We start from the raw sequence: 12,394 nt of genomic DNA on the forward strand, positions 1-12,394 counted from the left end.
GCGAATATCGAACGAAGACACGGACTTCCGACGGAAGTCCGTGTCTTCGTGCGTTGACGGGTATGAACTGCGGTCCCGGAGACAACATCGTCGCAGCTCTCGGCCTGTTCGATATCGGTGATCTCCCGGTGGAGTCGGCGATCACGGCTGTCACGTTGGGTGAGTTGTCCCGTGGGCCGCACGCGACTGATGACGACATCGAACGAGCCAACCGAATCGCCGTATTACAGCGGGTCGAGGCGGAGTTCGGCGAGGCTTTGCCCTACGACTCTCGCGCCGCTCGCGTATTCGGTGTGCTCTGCGCTCAGGTCTATGCCGTAGGTCGCAGTCCACGTCGCCGAAGCTCGGACTTGATGATCGTGGCCACCGCGGCGAGTAACGGGCTGCCATTGTTCACGACGAATCCCAAGGACTTCGCGGGCCTGGAGTCGATGCTGACGGTAGTTCCGGTCGTCCCCTTGTGGCGTTTGTAGCGCGCTCAGAGGTCTGCCGGGAGGAGGCGGAAGGATGGGTGTGTGGTCAGTGGGGTCAGCGCGCGGAAGTCGCGGTGGTCCAGGGTGAGGATGGTCGCCGTTTCGTATTCGGCGGCGAGGGCCACGCAGACGGCGTCGGCGAGGTCGAGATTCAGGCTGGGATAGAGGGTGCGGACGGCGTTCGCCTGGTCGAGGATGTCGGGGGTCAGGACGGCGATTTCGAATTCGTCGGTGCGTGCCTGGGCGCTGAGGTCTTCGATCATCGTCTTCGCGTGGTCGCGTCCGAGTTCACGCCGTCCGACGTGATCGAGTTCGGCGAATCCGAGGGGGGAGAGGACGACCAACCCCGCCCGTTCCAGCGCCGCGAACGCCGCGTCACTTTCCGGCGCCGAGGTGTCGAAGGCCGCGATCAGGCCGGAGGTGTCGGCGATGACGATGCCGGTACCGGTCACGCGGCGCCGTCTTCGGCGAGAATCTCCTCGGTCCGGGAAGCCAGTGTCGGGTCACCGCTGGCGAATCGGCGCAGACGCAGCGGCTCGGATCGACGACGCAGTCGCATCGCGGCGAGGTGGATCGCCTCACGGATGATCTCGGCTTCGCTGGCATCCGAGTTCGCCGCGGCGTCCTTGATGACCGCGAGATCGTCGGCTTCGGCGTAGACCATCGTTCGCTTGAGTGGCATATGTGTATTGTCGCATATGTGTCACCGCGCCGTCGACGTGCGCTGGTTGCGGTATTCCTGCCGAAGTCCGTCCTCGGCGGGTATTCGGGCCGCCCAGCGGGCTCGGTGCTGAAATGTTTGCGTTTCACTCCGGAAAACGGTCGGGTGGTGTTCGCTGGGCGGATGAACAAGCTCGTCACCGTCGCCGCAGTATCCTGCGCGATTCTCGCCGCGCCCGCTGTCGCGTCGGCTGCTCCCGCTCAGCCCGTTCCGGTTGCCGACTCCGGGTCCTCGCAAGGGTCGTCGAAGGGGTCGGGGTCGTCGGAGACGCAGTTGATCTGCTCGCCGATCGCGCAGTTCCTGTTCTCCACCGGGAGTGTGGAGAAGCCGCCGCTCTACGATCTGCTCTGCCTGTTCTCGTAGTTCTCGGTGCGTGCCCCCGCAAGTCGGGGCGTGCGGGGGGCGAGGGCGAGCGGGCAGGGTGAGGCTATGAAGAAGCTCGCCTTGTCCTCCGCTCTCGCCCTTTTCGTGTTCGCGCCGATCGCCACCGCGGCTACCGCGGAGGCGGGGGAACCCGTCGCCGATAGCGGGTCGTCGAGTCTGGATGTGCTGTGCAGCCCGGTGGGCGGGCTTCTGGTGCTCCTGGGTAGCGCCGAGAACCATGCCGGTCCGCTGCTCGGTCCCGCATGTGCGATGCGCTGACTCGTCTGCCGTGCGTCAGCTGAAGGGTGAGCGGTCGATCCCGCAGCTCAGTCCCGCCGGGGGCAGCTGACCGGTGAACAGGTAGTCGCGCTTGACGTGTTCGGCGCAGGTGCTGGCGACGTACATGCTGCTGTGACCAGCGCCTTCCAACACCACCACCTGCGCCCGCGCCAGCTGACCGGCACCGGCCATCGCCCCGCGTAGCGGCGTCGCCGGATCGAAACGGCTGTTCAGCACCAGGATCGGGGCGGCGGTCTCGCGATTCCACGGACCGGTGTAGCGGTCGGCGTCGCGGACCTGCCAGTAGGCGCAGGGCGTGGCGTTGAAGACGGCGGTGCGGCCGAAATACGGGACGCGCAGGTCCTCGATCACGCCGATCCGCTGGTAGACCGCCGGATCGGTCGGTACCGCGCTGTCGGCGCACTGGATCGAATAGAACGCCTCCACCCGATTGCCCCGGGTGTTCCCGCTCGAAGATCGCGTCGTGGGTCACGGCGGGCAGCAGCGTGGTGCCCGCGTCGAAGAGCTGTTGCAACAGTGTCGCCAGGTCGGCGTAGGTGTCGGGGCGGGCCAGGCTGCCCGCGGCGGTGACGATCTGACCGTAGGTCCACTCCGTGCCGTCGACGACGATGGGCGCGAGCCGGGCCCGCTCGGCCAGCGCGATCCACTTCAGTTTCGGGTCGCCTGCCGAGAAGGCGCAGTCCGGGCCCGCCGCCACGCAGTCGCGCAGGAAGGCGTCGAAGGTCTCGGCCATGGCGTCGGCCACACCCTGACGGGTGTCCAGTGGCAGGTTCGCGCCGTCGGCGCCGTGGCCGTTGGCGCTGCCCTCGAAGTCGAGTGAGCCGTCCAGCGCCATCGCCCGCACCCGGCCGGGAAACAGATTGGCGTAGACGGCACCGACCTGGGTGCCGTAGGAGATGCCGTGATAGGTCAGCGCGGTATCGCCCACCGCGCGGCGCAGCAGGTCCAGGTCGCGGGCGGTGTTCGTGGTGGCGGCGTGCGCGAGGATCGGGCCCGCCGTGGCCGCACAGCGGGCCGCGATATCGGCCGAGCGGGCGAGGAACTCCGGTTCCTCGGCGGGGCCGGTCGGGGTGCCGGGGAAGGTGGCGAAGTACTGCTGCTGTTCCTCGATCGAGGAGAAACAGCTGGTCCCGGCGCTGCGGGCGACCGAACGTGGGTCCCAGGACACCAGGTCGAAGCGGGCCCGCAGTTCGTCGGAGAACAGCCAGGGCCAGTGCGCGCGCTCGCGCAGCCGGTCGACGCCCGACGGGCCGGGTCCGCCGAAGTTCACGAACAGGGTGCCGATGCGGCGGGTGGGGTCCGTGGCGGGCAGTTTGATGACCGCCAGGTCGATCTGCTCGCCGTGCGGGTCGTGGTAGTCCAGGGGGACCTGGGCCCAGGTGCAGGAGAACCCGTCCGCGCAGTCCGACCAGGCCAGTTCCGGCGTGGCGGCGGCCTCGGCGAGCTGGTCGACGTACGGATCGGCCGCGTGCGCGGGGGCGGGGACGGTGAGCGCGCCGATTCCGAGGAGAACAGCGAAAACGCTGGTCCAGCCCCGGCGAGTTCCACGGCGCGCGACGCGCGAATACACCTGCCGAGCCTCCTGCGAATCGGACGAACCCGCTGAAGCTATCACGTGCTTACTTCAGGAAACTAGTTGGCGTCGAACGGAATTCGGCCGGGGCGCGCGCATCGGCGCATGTCGTCGGGTATTTGTTTCACATTGTTCGGTAAACGCGAGGTTACGCAATTCTGGTAATTCTGTGTTCTTCCCGATAATTCGTATCGGGCGGTGGTCGACCGGTGCCGCTGCCACTACTGTCGAAATCGCCGCACGAAATGCGGCGAGAACGGGTGTCAATGACGATCCCTAATTTCCGATGACAACAGAGGAAGTGGGATTGTGACTGCAACCACAGAGGAAACGGGCCGTGACCTGGCCCACCGGCCCCCGCTCAGGGGCATGCCGGAGGGTGCGATGCCGATGGTCGCCTTTCTTTCGATATTGGCCGGATTCATCGGCGCGGCCGCCTATACGCATTCCGCCGGATATTTCGTCACGTTCATGACCGGAAATACCGAGCGGGCGGTGCTCGGCTGGTTCGATAACGATCAATTGCTCGCCACCGGCGCCATCACGCTGCTGTTGTCCTTCGGGCTCGGCGTGTTCGTCGCCTCGCTGCTGCGCAGGCGGGTGTGGCGCGACAGTCGGCACGGCGCCACCGTGGTGGCGACCGTCGCCCTGAGCGTGGCCGCCGCCGTCGACTGGGCGATGGACCGCTCCGGCGGGCAGGAGGTCGGGTTCATCCCGATCGCCTTCGTGGCCTTCGCCGTGGGCGCGCTCAATACCGCCTTCGTCAAGAACGGCGAGGTCAGCGTCCCGCTCAGCTATGTCACCGGCACCGTGGTGAAGCTCGGGCAGGGCATCGAGAGCCACGTCAGCGGCGGCAGCGTGCGCGACTGGCTCGGCTACGCGCTGCAGTACGGGTCCTTCGCGGTGGGCGCGCTGCTCGGCGGGGTGCTCGGGGAGATCGTGGGCGGCGATCAGATGCTGCTGGTCGCGGCCGTCGTCTCCGGTGTCGGCGTCATGTTCACCGCCCGCGCGAGTCGCGACCCGATCCCGGCCACCTGACCGGCCCCCCGGATTTGGTCCTGACCACGGCGTTGCCTACACTAGAGCGGTTGCCTGGGCAGATCTGTGTCCGCTACACGCTCGGCGTTGGCGGATCGTTGCCGGGCGCCGAGCACTCGTGAAGAGTACTCATCCGGTCGGCAAGTGCCGCCCGGACCAGCCGAATTGTTGTAGGCCCACGGTCGCCGCGTGAGAGCGCGGAGATGCTGCATGGGAACCGCAGCGAGAAAGGTGTCGAGGTCTAACCATGACCATGACTGATCCGATCGCAGACTTCTTGACGCGTCTGCGCAACGCCAACTCGGCGTACCACGATCAGGTGAAGGCTCCGCACTCCAAGCTCAAGGCGAACATCGCCGAGATCCTGAAGCGCGAGGGTTACATCGCCGATTACCGCACCGAAGACGCGCCGGTGGGCAAGGCCCTCGTCGTCGATCTGAAGTACGGCCCCAGCCGTGAGCGCAGCCTGCAGGGCCTGCGTCGCGTCTCGAAGCCGGGTCTGCGTGTGTACGCGAAGTCCACCAACCTGCCCAAGGTCCTCGGCGGCCTCGGCGTGGCGATCATTTCCACGTCGACCGGTCTGCTCACCGACCGTCAGGCGGCCAAGCAGGGCGTGGGCGGCGAAGTCCTCGCCTACGTCTGGTAAGGGAGGTCAGGACTAATGTCGCGTATTGGTAAGAAGCCCATCGAGATTCCGGCTGGCGTCGACATCACCATCGATGGCCAGGTCATCACGGTGAAGGGGCCCAAGGGCACCCTGTCGCACACCGTCGCCGAGCCGATCACCGTCACCAAGGGTGAGGGTAACGAGCTCGAGGTCGCCCGTCCCAACGACGAGCGCGCCAACCGTTCGCTGCACGGCCTTTCCCGCACCCTGATCGCCAACATGATCGAGGGCGTCACCAAGGGCTACGAGAAGAAGATGGAAATCTTCGGCGTCGGTTACCGTGTGGCCGCCAAGGGCTCGAACCTGGAGTTCGCCCTGGGTTACAGCCACCCGGTCCCGATCGAGGCCCCGGAAGGCATCACCTTCGCGGTGGAATCGCCCACCAAGTTCTCTGTGTCCGGCATCGACAAGCAGAAGGTCGGCCAGATCTCCGCTGTCATCCACGGACTGCGTAAGCCCGACCCGTACAAGGGCAAGGGCATCCGCTACGCCGGCGAGGTCGTTCGCCGCAAGGTCGGAAAGACGGGTAAGTGATCATGGCGCAAACTGCTAACCAGAAGGCCAAGCGGATTCCGCTGGGCAAGGACGTCTCGACCAAGCGTCGGCTGTCCAAGACCCGTCGTCACTTCCGTCTGCGCAAGAAGGTCGTCGGCACCACCGAGCGTCCGCGCCTGGTGGTCAACCGCTCCTCGCGGCACCTGCACGCCCAGCTCGTCGACGATTCGGTCGGCAAGACCATCGCCGCCGCGTCCTCGATCGAGGCCGACGTGCGCGCGCTGGAGGGCGACAAGTCCGCCAAGGGCGCCAAGGTCGGTCAGCTGATCGCCGAGCGTGCCAAGGCTGCCGGTATCGAGGCGGTCGTGTTCGACCGTGGTGGTCACGACTACCACGGCCGTATCGCGGCGCTGGCCGATGCCGCTCGTGAAGGCGGGTTGAAGTTCTGATGACTGTTATTTCGAACGGAAGGAACGTCTGATGCCGGGACGTCAGCGGCGTGACGGCGGCAACGGACCCGCCGGACAGAACAGCAATGGCCCCGAGGGCAACCGCGACAACCGTCGCGGTGGCGGCGATCGTCGCGGTGGCGGCGACCGTCGGGACAACGCTGCCGAGAAGAACCAGCTCGAGCGCGTGGTCGCGATCAACCGCGTCTCCAAGGTCGTGAAGGGTGGTCGTCGCTTCAGCTTCACCGCCCTCGTGATCGTCGGTGACGGCAACGGTCTGGTCGGCGTCGGCTACGGCAAGGCCAAGGAAGTTCCCGCGGCCATCCAGAAGGGTGTCGAGGAGGCTCGCAAGGGCTTCTTCCGCGTCCCGATGATCGGCTCGACCATCACCCACCCGGTGCAGGGTGAGGCGGCGGCCGGTGTGGTCATGCTGCGTCCGGCTTCGCCCGGTACCGGTGTGATCGCCGGTGGCGCGGCGCGTGCCGTGCTCGAATGCGCTGGCATTCACGACATTCTGGCCAAGTCGCTCGGTAGCGACAATGCGATCAACGTCGTTCACGCGACGGTTGCCGCGCTCAAGATGCTCCAGCGTCCCGAAGAGGTTGCCGCGCGTCGCGGTCTGCCGATCGAGGACGTCGCTCCGGCGGGCATGCTGCGTGCGCGTGCGGGACAGGGAGCCTGACCATGGCTGATCTCAAGGTGACCCAGATCAAGAGCACCATCGGCGCCAAGGCGAATCAGAAGGACTCCCTGCGTACGCTGGGCCTTCGCAAGATCCGTCAGAGCGTGGTCCGTGAGGACAACGCTCAGAACCGCGGCCTGATCAACGTCGTGCGCCACCTCGTAACCGTTGAGGAGGTCTGACATGACCATCAAATTGCACCACCTGCGTCCCGCCCCGGGTTCCAAGACCGAGAAGACCCGTGTGGGTCGCGGTGAGGGTTCCAAGGGCAAGACCGCCGGTCGTGGTACCAAGGGCACCAAGGCCCGCAAGAACGTCTCCCCGGCGTTCGAGGGTGGCCAGATGCCGCTGCACATGCGCCTGCCGAAGCTCAAGGGCTTCACCAACCGCTTCCGCGTGGAGTACCAGGTTGTGAACGTGGGCCGCATCGCCGAGCTGTTCCCCGAGGGGGGCACGGTCGGCAAGGCCGAGCTGGTCGCCGCCGGTGCCGTTCGCAAGAACGAGCTGGTGAAGGTCCTCGGCGACGGTGAGATCGGCGTGGCGGTCCAGGTGACCGCCGACAAGGTGACCGGCTCCGCCAAGGAGAAGATCACCGCTGCCGGTGGCACTGTCACCGAGCTGGCCTGACGGTAGGCTAGTCGACAGCTGGCACCGGACGAGTCGAGAGCTCGTCCGGTGCCACTGTTAGAGTCTCAACAAGCTTTGTCTGCCAAGACCGTCATCGGCTGATGGCCTGACCATGTCGTTCGCCAGGAGGATTTGTGCTTTCCGCCTTCGTATCGGCCTTCCGGACTCCGGACTTACGGCGGAAGATTCTCTTCACGCTGGGGTTGATCGCGCTGTACCGATTGGGTGCCGCGCTGCCGTCCCCCGGTGTCGATTACCAGAACGTTCAAGAGTGCGTGAAGGTCGTCTCCGGTGGTGAATCCGCCGGTATCTACCAGCTCATCAATCTCTTCTCCGGTGGAGCGCTGCTACAGCTGTCCGTGTTCGCGATCGGCATCATGCCGTACATCACCGCGAGCATCATCATCCAGCTGCTGACCGTCGTCATCCCGCGGTTCGAGGAACTGCGCAAGGAAGGCCAAGCGGGCCAGACCAAGATGACGCAGTACACCCGGTACCTCTCGGTCGCCTTGGCGGTCCTGCAGGCCACCGGTCTCGTCGCGCTCGCCGCGCGCGGTCAGCTGCTGCAGGGCTGCAACGAGCCCATCCTCGCCGACACCAGCATCTTCGGCATGATCATCATCGTCCTGGTGATGACCGCCGGTGCCGCGCTGGTCATGTGGTTCGGCGAGCAGATCACCGAGCGTGGTGTCGGTAACGGCATGTCGCTGCTGATCTTCGCCGGTATCGCCGCGCGCCTGCCCCTCGACGGCAAGCGGATCCTGGACACCGACGGTGGCCTGATCTTCGGTCTCGTGTGCGCCGCCGTACTGGTGATCATCGTGGCCGTGATCTTCGTCGAGCAGGGCCAGCGCCGGATTCCGGTGCAGTACGCCAAGCGCGTCGTCGGCCGCAAGATGTACGGCGGGTCCTCGACCTATCTGCCGCTGAAGGTCAACCAGGCCGGTGTCATCCCGGTGATCTTCGCGTCCTCGCTGCTCTACCTGCCCAACCTCATCGCGCAGCTGACCGGGTCGAACACGGCCACGGATCCGAGCTGGTGGCAGGAGATCATCCAGAAGTACCTGGTGAACCCGGGCAACCCGGTCTACATCGCGATCTACTTCGGCCTGATCGTGTTCTTCACCTACTTCTATGTGGCGATCACCTTCAACCCGGAGGAACGCGCCGACGAGATGAAGAAGTTCGGCGGCTTCATTCCCGGCTACCGGCCCGGCAAGCCGACCGCCGACTACCTGAACTACGTTCTGAGCCGCATCACCCTGCCTGGCTCGATCTACCTCGGTCTGGTCGCCGTCCTCCCGAACTTGTTCCTGGATATGGGCGCTACCGGCGGAGCGGCGAACCTGCCGTTCGGCGGTACCGCGGTTCTCATCATGGTCAGCGTGGGTCTCGACACGGTCAAGCAGATCGAGAGCCAGCTGATGAATCGAAATTACGAAGGGTTCCTCAAGTGAGAGTTGTTCTGCTCGGTCCGCCGGGTGCCGGTAAAGGTACTCAGGCCGTCCTGCTGTCGGAAAAGCTGGGCGTTCCGCACATCTCCACCGGAGACCTCTTCCGCGCGAACATCAGCCAGCAGACCGCCCTCGGGCGCGAAGCGCAGAAGTACATGGACGCGGGCGACCTCGTCCCCAGCGATGTCACCAACCGCATGGTCGAGGCGCGTGTGGCCGAGCCCGACGCCGCCAACGGCTTCGTGCTCGACGGCTACCCGCGCACGGTCGACCAGGCCGACGCGCTGAAGAAGATCCTCGAGCACAACGGCTCCGAGCTCGACGCCGTGCTGTGCTTCGTGGTCGCCGAGGACACCGTGGTCGAGCGCATGCTCGCCCGTGGCCGCGCCGACGACACCGAGGACGTCATCCGCAACCGGCTGCGGGTCTACCGCGAGGAGACCGAGCCGCTGCTCGCGTACTACGACGGTCTCGTCGTGACCGTCGACGGCATCGGCGAGGTCGACGAGGTCAACGCGCGGGCGCTGTCCGCTCTCGGCAAGTAGCGATCGGAGTACTGAGGCCGGATGGTCTTCAACCGGAAGAAGAAGGTCGTGCCGTTCCGCACGGCGGGCGAACTGGACGCCATGGCGGCGGCCGGTGCGATCGTCGGGCGGGCGCTGGTCGCCGTGCGGGACGCGGCCAAGCCCGGCGTGTCCACCCTGGAGCTGGATCAGGTGGCCGAGGCCACCATCCGGGACGCGGGCGCGGTCCCGTCGTTCAAGGGCTACCACGGCTTCCCCGGCTCGATCTGCTCTTCGGTCAACGACCGGGTCGTGCACGGGATCCCCTCGGCGAGTGACATTCTCGCCGAGGGTGATCTGGTGTCCATCGACTGCGGCGCCATCCTCGACGGCTGGCACGGCGATTCGGCCTGGACCTTCGGTATCGGCACCATCATCGAGGCCGACGAACTGCTGAGCGAGGCCACCCGCCTCTCGATGGAGACCGGCATCGCGGCGATGCTGCCCGGCAACCGTCTCACCGATGTCTCGCACGCCATCGAACTGGGCACCCGTGCCGCCGAGCAGGCGCACGGTCGTGCCTACGGCATCGTCGACGGCTACGGCGGCCACGCCATCGGCCGCGAGATGCACATGGACCCGTTCCTGCCCAACGAGGGCGCGCCCGGCAAGGGCCCGCGCCTGGTGGTCGGTTCGGTGCTCGCCATCGAGCCCATGCTCACCCTGGGCACCACCGAGACCAAGACCCTCGACGACGACTGGACCGTGGTCACCACCGACGGCTCCCGCGCCGCCCACTGGGAACACAGCGTCGCCGTCACCGAGGACGGCCCCCGCATCCTCACCCTCCGCCCGGAGTAGCGCTTTTGCTCGAGGACGACTACGCGGCCGCCTGGGACGATTGGGAATCCTCCGGTGAAGAGGAGATCTGGTCTCAGGCCGCAGCTGACGGCCTCGGCTGACGCGGCCGCGTCAGCCGACTGCGGCCGAGCTGGTCTGTGGGATCAGCCTTCCAGCAGGATGGTGACCGGGCCGTCGTTCGTCAGCTGGATCTGCATGTGCGCGCCGAAGTGGCCGGTTTCCACCGTGGCGCCGAGTTCGCGCAGGGTGGCGGCGAAGGTGTCGACGAGGGGTTCGGCGATCGGGCCCGGTGCGGCGGCGTTCCAGGACGGTCGCCTGCCCTTGGCGGTGTTGGCGTAGAGGGTGAACTGGCTGACCACCAGGATCGGTGCGTTCAGATCGGCGGCGGAGCGTTCGCCGTCGAGGATGCGCAGGCGCCAGGTCTTGTCGGCCAGGGCACGCGCGGTGGCCTCGGTGTCGGTGTGGGTGGCGCCGACCAGGGCGAGCAGGCCGTGTCCGCCGGATTCGGCGGTGGGCTCGATCTTTCCGACGATCTGCCCGTCGACGCTCACCTGGGCACTGGTCACCCGCTGCAGCAGTACTCGCACAGCCACCGATCATGCCGGGTGACGGCGCGCGTGCGCCTGGCGGGTCAGTCCTTGCCGAAGAACAGGATGTTCGGGCCGAAGTCGGTGAGCGGGCCCTTCTCGGCGGCTTGTCGGATGCCGCTGCCGGGCAGTTCGGTCACCTTGGCGAACATCGGGGCGTTGCCGAAGGCCGCGCGGACCTGGGTCTCGGAGGCGTAGTCGGCGCCGTAGTCGGCCAGGGTGGCGAAGTCCAGCGGGGCCAGCGGCGCGTCGAGCGGGGCCTGGCCGGACGGCCTGCCGAGCGCGGCGTACTGGGTGGCCACGCCGTTGTCGTAGAGGCACAGCTCGTAGGAGATGTTCTCGATGGTGGCGACGGTGAGCACCGGCCACTTCTCCGAAAGTCGCACCGCCAGCGGATGCCTGGCCAGCGCGCCGATCTCCCAGTTCAGGCTCTTCACCGAAATCCAGCTGCCCGAGGCTTTTTCGACCAGCACCACATCGGCGGCGAGTTCGGTCGCCGAGTTGGTCACCGGTTCCTTGACACCCCAGTGCTTTTCGTGGACACCGGCGAAGCGGCCCGCGTCCACCGGGGTGGCACCGTCGGCGGCGTAGGCGGCCACGATGGCGGCGCGCACCTGGTCGAGCGCGTCGGGTGCCGAGCAGCGCACGGCCAGCGCGCCGTAGGTCGCCGAGATCTCCACCGGGCGCGAGGGCGGTTCGGGCATGGCGCCCGCGGCCAGCGGCTTGAGCCCGACCAGCGCCAGGCGCCAGTTGATCTCGTCGATGGTGGCCAGGTCGCCACCCGATTGGTAGAGGATCTGCTGCTGGGTGAGCCGTCCGGCCTTCTCCAGCGTGGTGGCGCCCAGCTTCACCAGCGCCTGGGTGGTCTTGAGGGTGAGATCGAGCTCCTCGACGCGGGTCTCGCGTAGTCGCGCGGTGGCGGCGGGGGAGGTGAGCTCGGAGTAGAGGGTGCGGTAGCTCGCGATGGCCTGTTTGCGGGAGCGTCCGACCATCATCGTGCGCAGCAGCGTGCTCAGGCTGGCCAGGTACTTGCCCGGCTGTTCGGGCGCGCGGGCGTACATGGCCGCGCGGATGCGCACTGCGGACTCCGTAGCCGCCACGGCCGCGTCGTGGTCCAGGCGCATCAGCCACACACCGCACTTGGACAGCCCGTCGGCGCACATGGCCGACACCTCGGGATAGTCCTGCGCGACCTGGCGATACGCCGAGCACGCGCTGCGGATGGTGTTGGTGGCCAGCTGCCGGTGCCCGACCAACCGGGTGGCCTGCTCGAACAGTCGCAGCGCGTCCTGCAACGCCCCCGCGTACTCGTAGGACACCCAGCCCTCGACCAGCCAGTGCAGCCGAATCGCCACCGCCTCCTGGGCGGGCTCGAGCGCCTCGGCCGTCCGGTCGCGGCCGCTGGGGTCCTCCCGGGTGGCCAGCAGCCCCTGGGCCAGTTCCGTGAGCGACCCCGCGAGCTGCAGGTAGTCCTCCGGCCGCTGATTACGGGTCTGGGTGCGGTCGACCGCCACGCGCCGCTCGAGGCTACTCAGATCGGGCATGAGCAGTTCCATCGCGACGTCAATCTCCGGCCTCATCACTCGTCGGTATCCGGCCGC

At 67.0% G+C, this 12,394-nt stretch carries 17 protein-coding genes and 1 pseudogene; 12 read left to right on the plus strand and 6 right to left on the minus strand.

The window, feature by feature from the left end; all coding sequences use genetic code 11:
- Window positions 1-473: type II toxin-antitoxin system VapC family toxin (locus QC180_RS22985; protein WP_278264878.1), on the plus strand; the 473-nt coding region annotated here is incomplete at its 5' end.
- A gap of 5 nt (window positions 474-478) precedes the next feature.
- Here the strand turns inward: QC180_RS22985 and QC180_RS22990 are convergent.
- Together QC180_RS22990 and QC180_RS22995 are read right to left on the minus strand one after the other, a co-directional pair.
- Entirely contained in the window at window positions 479-925 is a 447-nt protein-coding gene (locus QC180_RS22990; protein WP_278264879.1) for a PIN domain-containing protein, read from the minus strand.
- On the minus strand, window positions 922-1,155 hold the full coding sequence (locus QC180_RS22995; protein WP_278264880.1) for a CopG family transcriptional regulator: 234 nt from the start codon (window positions 1,153-1,155) through the stop codon (window positions 922-924). The genes QC180_RS22990 and QC180_RS22995 overlap by 4 nt, the downstream gene beginning before the upstream one ends.
- A 162-nt stretch (window positions 1,156-1,317) precedes the next feature.
- Between QC180_RS22995 and QC180_RS23000 the strand changes: the two genes are divergently transcribed.
- On the plus strand, window positions 1,318-1,557 hold the full coding sequence (locus tag QC180_RS23000) for a hypothetical protein (protein ID WP_278264881.1): 240 nt from the start codon (window positions 1,318-1,320) through the stop codon (window positions 1,555-1,557).
- Between the two features lie 294 nt (window positions 1,558-1,851).
- Here the strand turns inward: QC180_RS23000 and QC180_RS23005 are convergent, their stop codons facing one another.
- A complete protein-coding gene (locus tag QC180_RS23005) occupies window positions 1,852-2,283 on the minus strand; it encodes an alpha/beta hydrolase (protein WP_347567348.1) in 432 nt (143 codons plus the stop codon).
- 439 nt (window positions 2,284-2,722) lie between these two features.
- Window positions 2,723-3,472: pseudogene (locus QC180_RS30265) on the minus strand (alpha/beta hydrolase); the annotation flags it as partial.
- Between the two features lie 327 nt (window positions 3,473-3,799).
- On the opposite strand from QC180_RS30265, the gene QC180_RS23015 reads away from it, so the two are divergent.
- From QC180_RS23015 to map, 10 genes are all read left to right on the plus strand, one after another.
- Window positions 3,800-4,468 (plus strand): YoaK family protein, encoded by a 669-nt coding sequence (locus tag QC180_RS23015; protein ID WP_474646527.1) that lies wholly within the window; start codon window positions 3,800-3,802, stop codon window positions 4,466-4,468.
- Window positions 4,469-4,715: 247 nt separating this feature from the next.
- On the plus strand, window positions 4,716-5,114 hold the full coding sequence (gene rpsH, locus QC180_RS23020) for a 30S ribosomal protein S8 (protein WP_067491077.1): 399 nt from the start codon (window positions 4,716-4,718) through the stop codon (window positions 5,112-5,114).
- Window positions 5,115-5,129: 15 nt separating this feature from the next.
- Entirely contained in the window at window positions 5,130-5,669 is a 540-nt protein-coding gene (gene rplF, locus QC180_RS23025) for a 50S ribosomal protein L6 (RefSeq protein WP_278264883.1), read from the plus strand.
- Window positions 5,670-5,671: 2 nt separating this feature from the next.
- Window positions 5,672-6,079 carry a 50S ribosomal protein L18 gene (gene rplR, locus QC180_RS23030; RefSeq protein WP_278264884.1) on the plus strand — a complete coding sequence of 136 codons (408 nt, stop codon included), beginning with the start codon at window positions 5,672-5,674 and terminating at the stop codon, window positions 6,077-6,079.
- A gap of 31 nt (window positions 6,080-6,110) precedes the next feature.
- The gene (gene rpsE / locus QC180_RS23035) at window positions 6,111-6,761 is read left to right on the plus strand and encodes a 30S ribosomal protein S5 (protein ID WP_278264885.1); all 651 of its coding nucleotides are present in this window, start codon (window positions 6,111-6,113) and stop codon (window positions 6,759-6,761) included.
- A 2-nt stretch (window positions 6,762-6,763) separates the two neighbouring features.
- Window positions 6,764-6,943, plus strand: a complete 180-nt coding sequence (gene rpmD / locus QC180_RS23040) for a 50S ribosomal protein L30 (RefSeq protein WP_019045070.1) — start codon at window positions 6,764-6,766, stop codon at window positions 6,941-6,943.
- 1 nt (window position 6,944) lies between these two features.
- Complete coding sequence (gene rplO / locus QC180_RS23045; RefSeq protein ID WP_232996647.1) at window positions 6,945-7,388, plus strand: 50S ribosomal protein L15; 444 nt, start codon at window positions 6,945-6,947, stop codon at window positions 7,386-7,388.
- 134 nt (window positions 7,389-7,522) lie between these two features.
- A complete protein-coding gene (gene secY / locus QC180_RS23050; RefSeq protein WP_278264886.1) occupies window positions 7,523-8,845 on the plus strand; it encodes a preprotein translocase subunit SecY in 1,323 nt (440 codons plus the stop codon).
- On the plus strand, window positions 8,842-9,387 hold the full coding sequence (locus tag QC180_RS23055; protein ID WP_278264887.1) for an adenylate kinase: 546 nt from the start codon (window positions 8,842-8,844) through the stop codon (window positions 9,385-9,387). The genes secY and QC180_RS23055 overlap by 4 nt, the downstream gene beginning before the upstream one ends.
- 21 nt (window positions 9,388-9,408) lie before the next feature.
- Window positions 9,409-10,206 carry a type I methionyl aminopeptidase gene (map, locus tag QC180_RS23060; RefSeq protein ID WP_278264888.1) on the plus strand — a complete coding sequence of 266 codons (798 nt, stop codon included), beginning with the start codon at window positions 9,409-9,411 and terminating at the stop codon, window positions 10,204-10,206.
- 143 nt (window positions 10,207-10,349) lie between these two features.
- Here map and dtd read toward each other — a convergent pair whose 3' ends face one another.
- Together dtd and QC180_RS23070 are read right to left on the minus strand one after the other, a co-directional pair.
- Entirely contained in the window at window positions 10,350-10,793 is a 444-nt protein-coding gene (gene dtd, locus QC180_RS23065) for a D-aminoacyl-tRNA deacylase (protein ID WP_278264889.1), read from the minus strand.
- Between the two features lie 44 nt (window positions 10,794-10,837).
- The gene (locus tag QC180_RS23070; protein ID WP_278264890.1) at window positions 10,838-12,373 is read right to left on the minus strand and encodes a hypothetical protein; all 1,536 of its coding nucleotides are present in this window, start codon (window positions 12,371-12,373) and stop codon (window positions 10,838-10,840) included.
- Window positions 12,374-12,394 lie beyond the last annotated feature (21 nt).

The organism is Nocardia anocheti, assembly GCF_029675105.1.
GTDB lineage: Bacteria > Actinomycetota > Actinomycetes > Mycobacteriales > Mycobacteriaceae > Nocardia.

Coding starts and splice junctions, on each gene's coding strand:
- QC180_RS23015 (WP_474646527.1), top strand. CDS start 3,800: ATGCCGGAGGGTGCGATGCCGATGGTCGCCTTTCTTTCGATATTGGCC.
- rplF (WP_278264883.1), top strand. CDS start 5,130: ATGTCGCGTATTGGTAAGAAGCCCATCGAGATTCCGGCTGGCGTCGAC.
- rpsE (WP_278264885.1), top strand. CDS start 6,111: ATGCCGGGACGTCAGCGGCGTGACGGCGGCAACGGACCCGCCGGACAG.
- QC180_RS23070 (WP_278264890.1), bottom strand. CDS start 12,373: ATGAGGCCGGAGATTGACGTCGCGATGGAACTGCTCATGCCCGATCTG.
- rplO (WP_232996647.1), top strand. CDS start 6,945: ATGACCATCAAATTGCACCACCTGCGTCCCGCCCCGGGTTCCAAGACC.
- rpmD (WP_019045070.1), top strand. CDS start 6,764: ATGGCTGATCTCAAGGTGACCCAGATCAAGAGCACCATCGGCGCCAAG.
- QC180_RS23000 (WP_278264881.1), top strand. CDS start 1,318: ATGAACAAGCTCGTCACCGTCGCCGCAGTATCCTGCGCGATTCTCGCC.
- QC180_RS22995 (WP_278264880.1), bottom strand. CDS start 1,155: ATGCCACTCAAGCGAACGATGGTCTACGCCGAAGCCGACGATCTCGCG.
- rplR (WP_278264884.1), top strand. CDS start 5,672: ATGGCGCAAACTGCTAACCAGAAGGCCAAGCGGATTCCGCTGGGCAAG.
- map (WP_278264888.1), top strand. CDS start 9,409: ATGGTCTTCAACCGGAAGAAGAAGGTCGTGCCGTTCCGCACGGCGGGC.
- rpsH (WP_067491077.1), top strand. CDS start 4,716: ATGACCATGACTGATCCGATCGCAGACTTCTTGACGCGTCTGCGCAAC.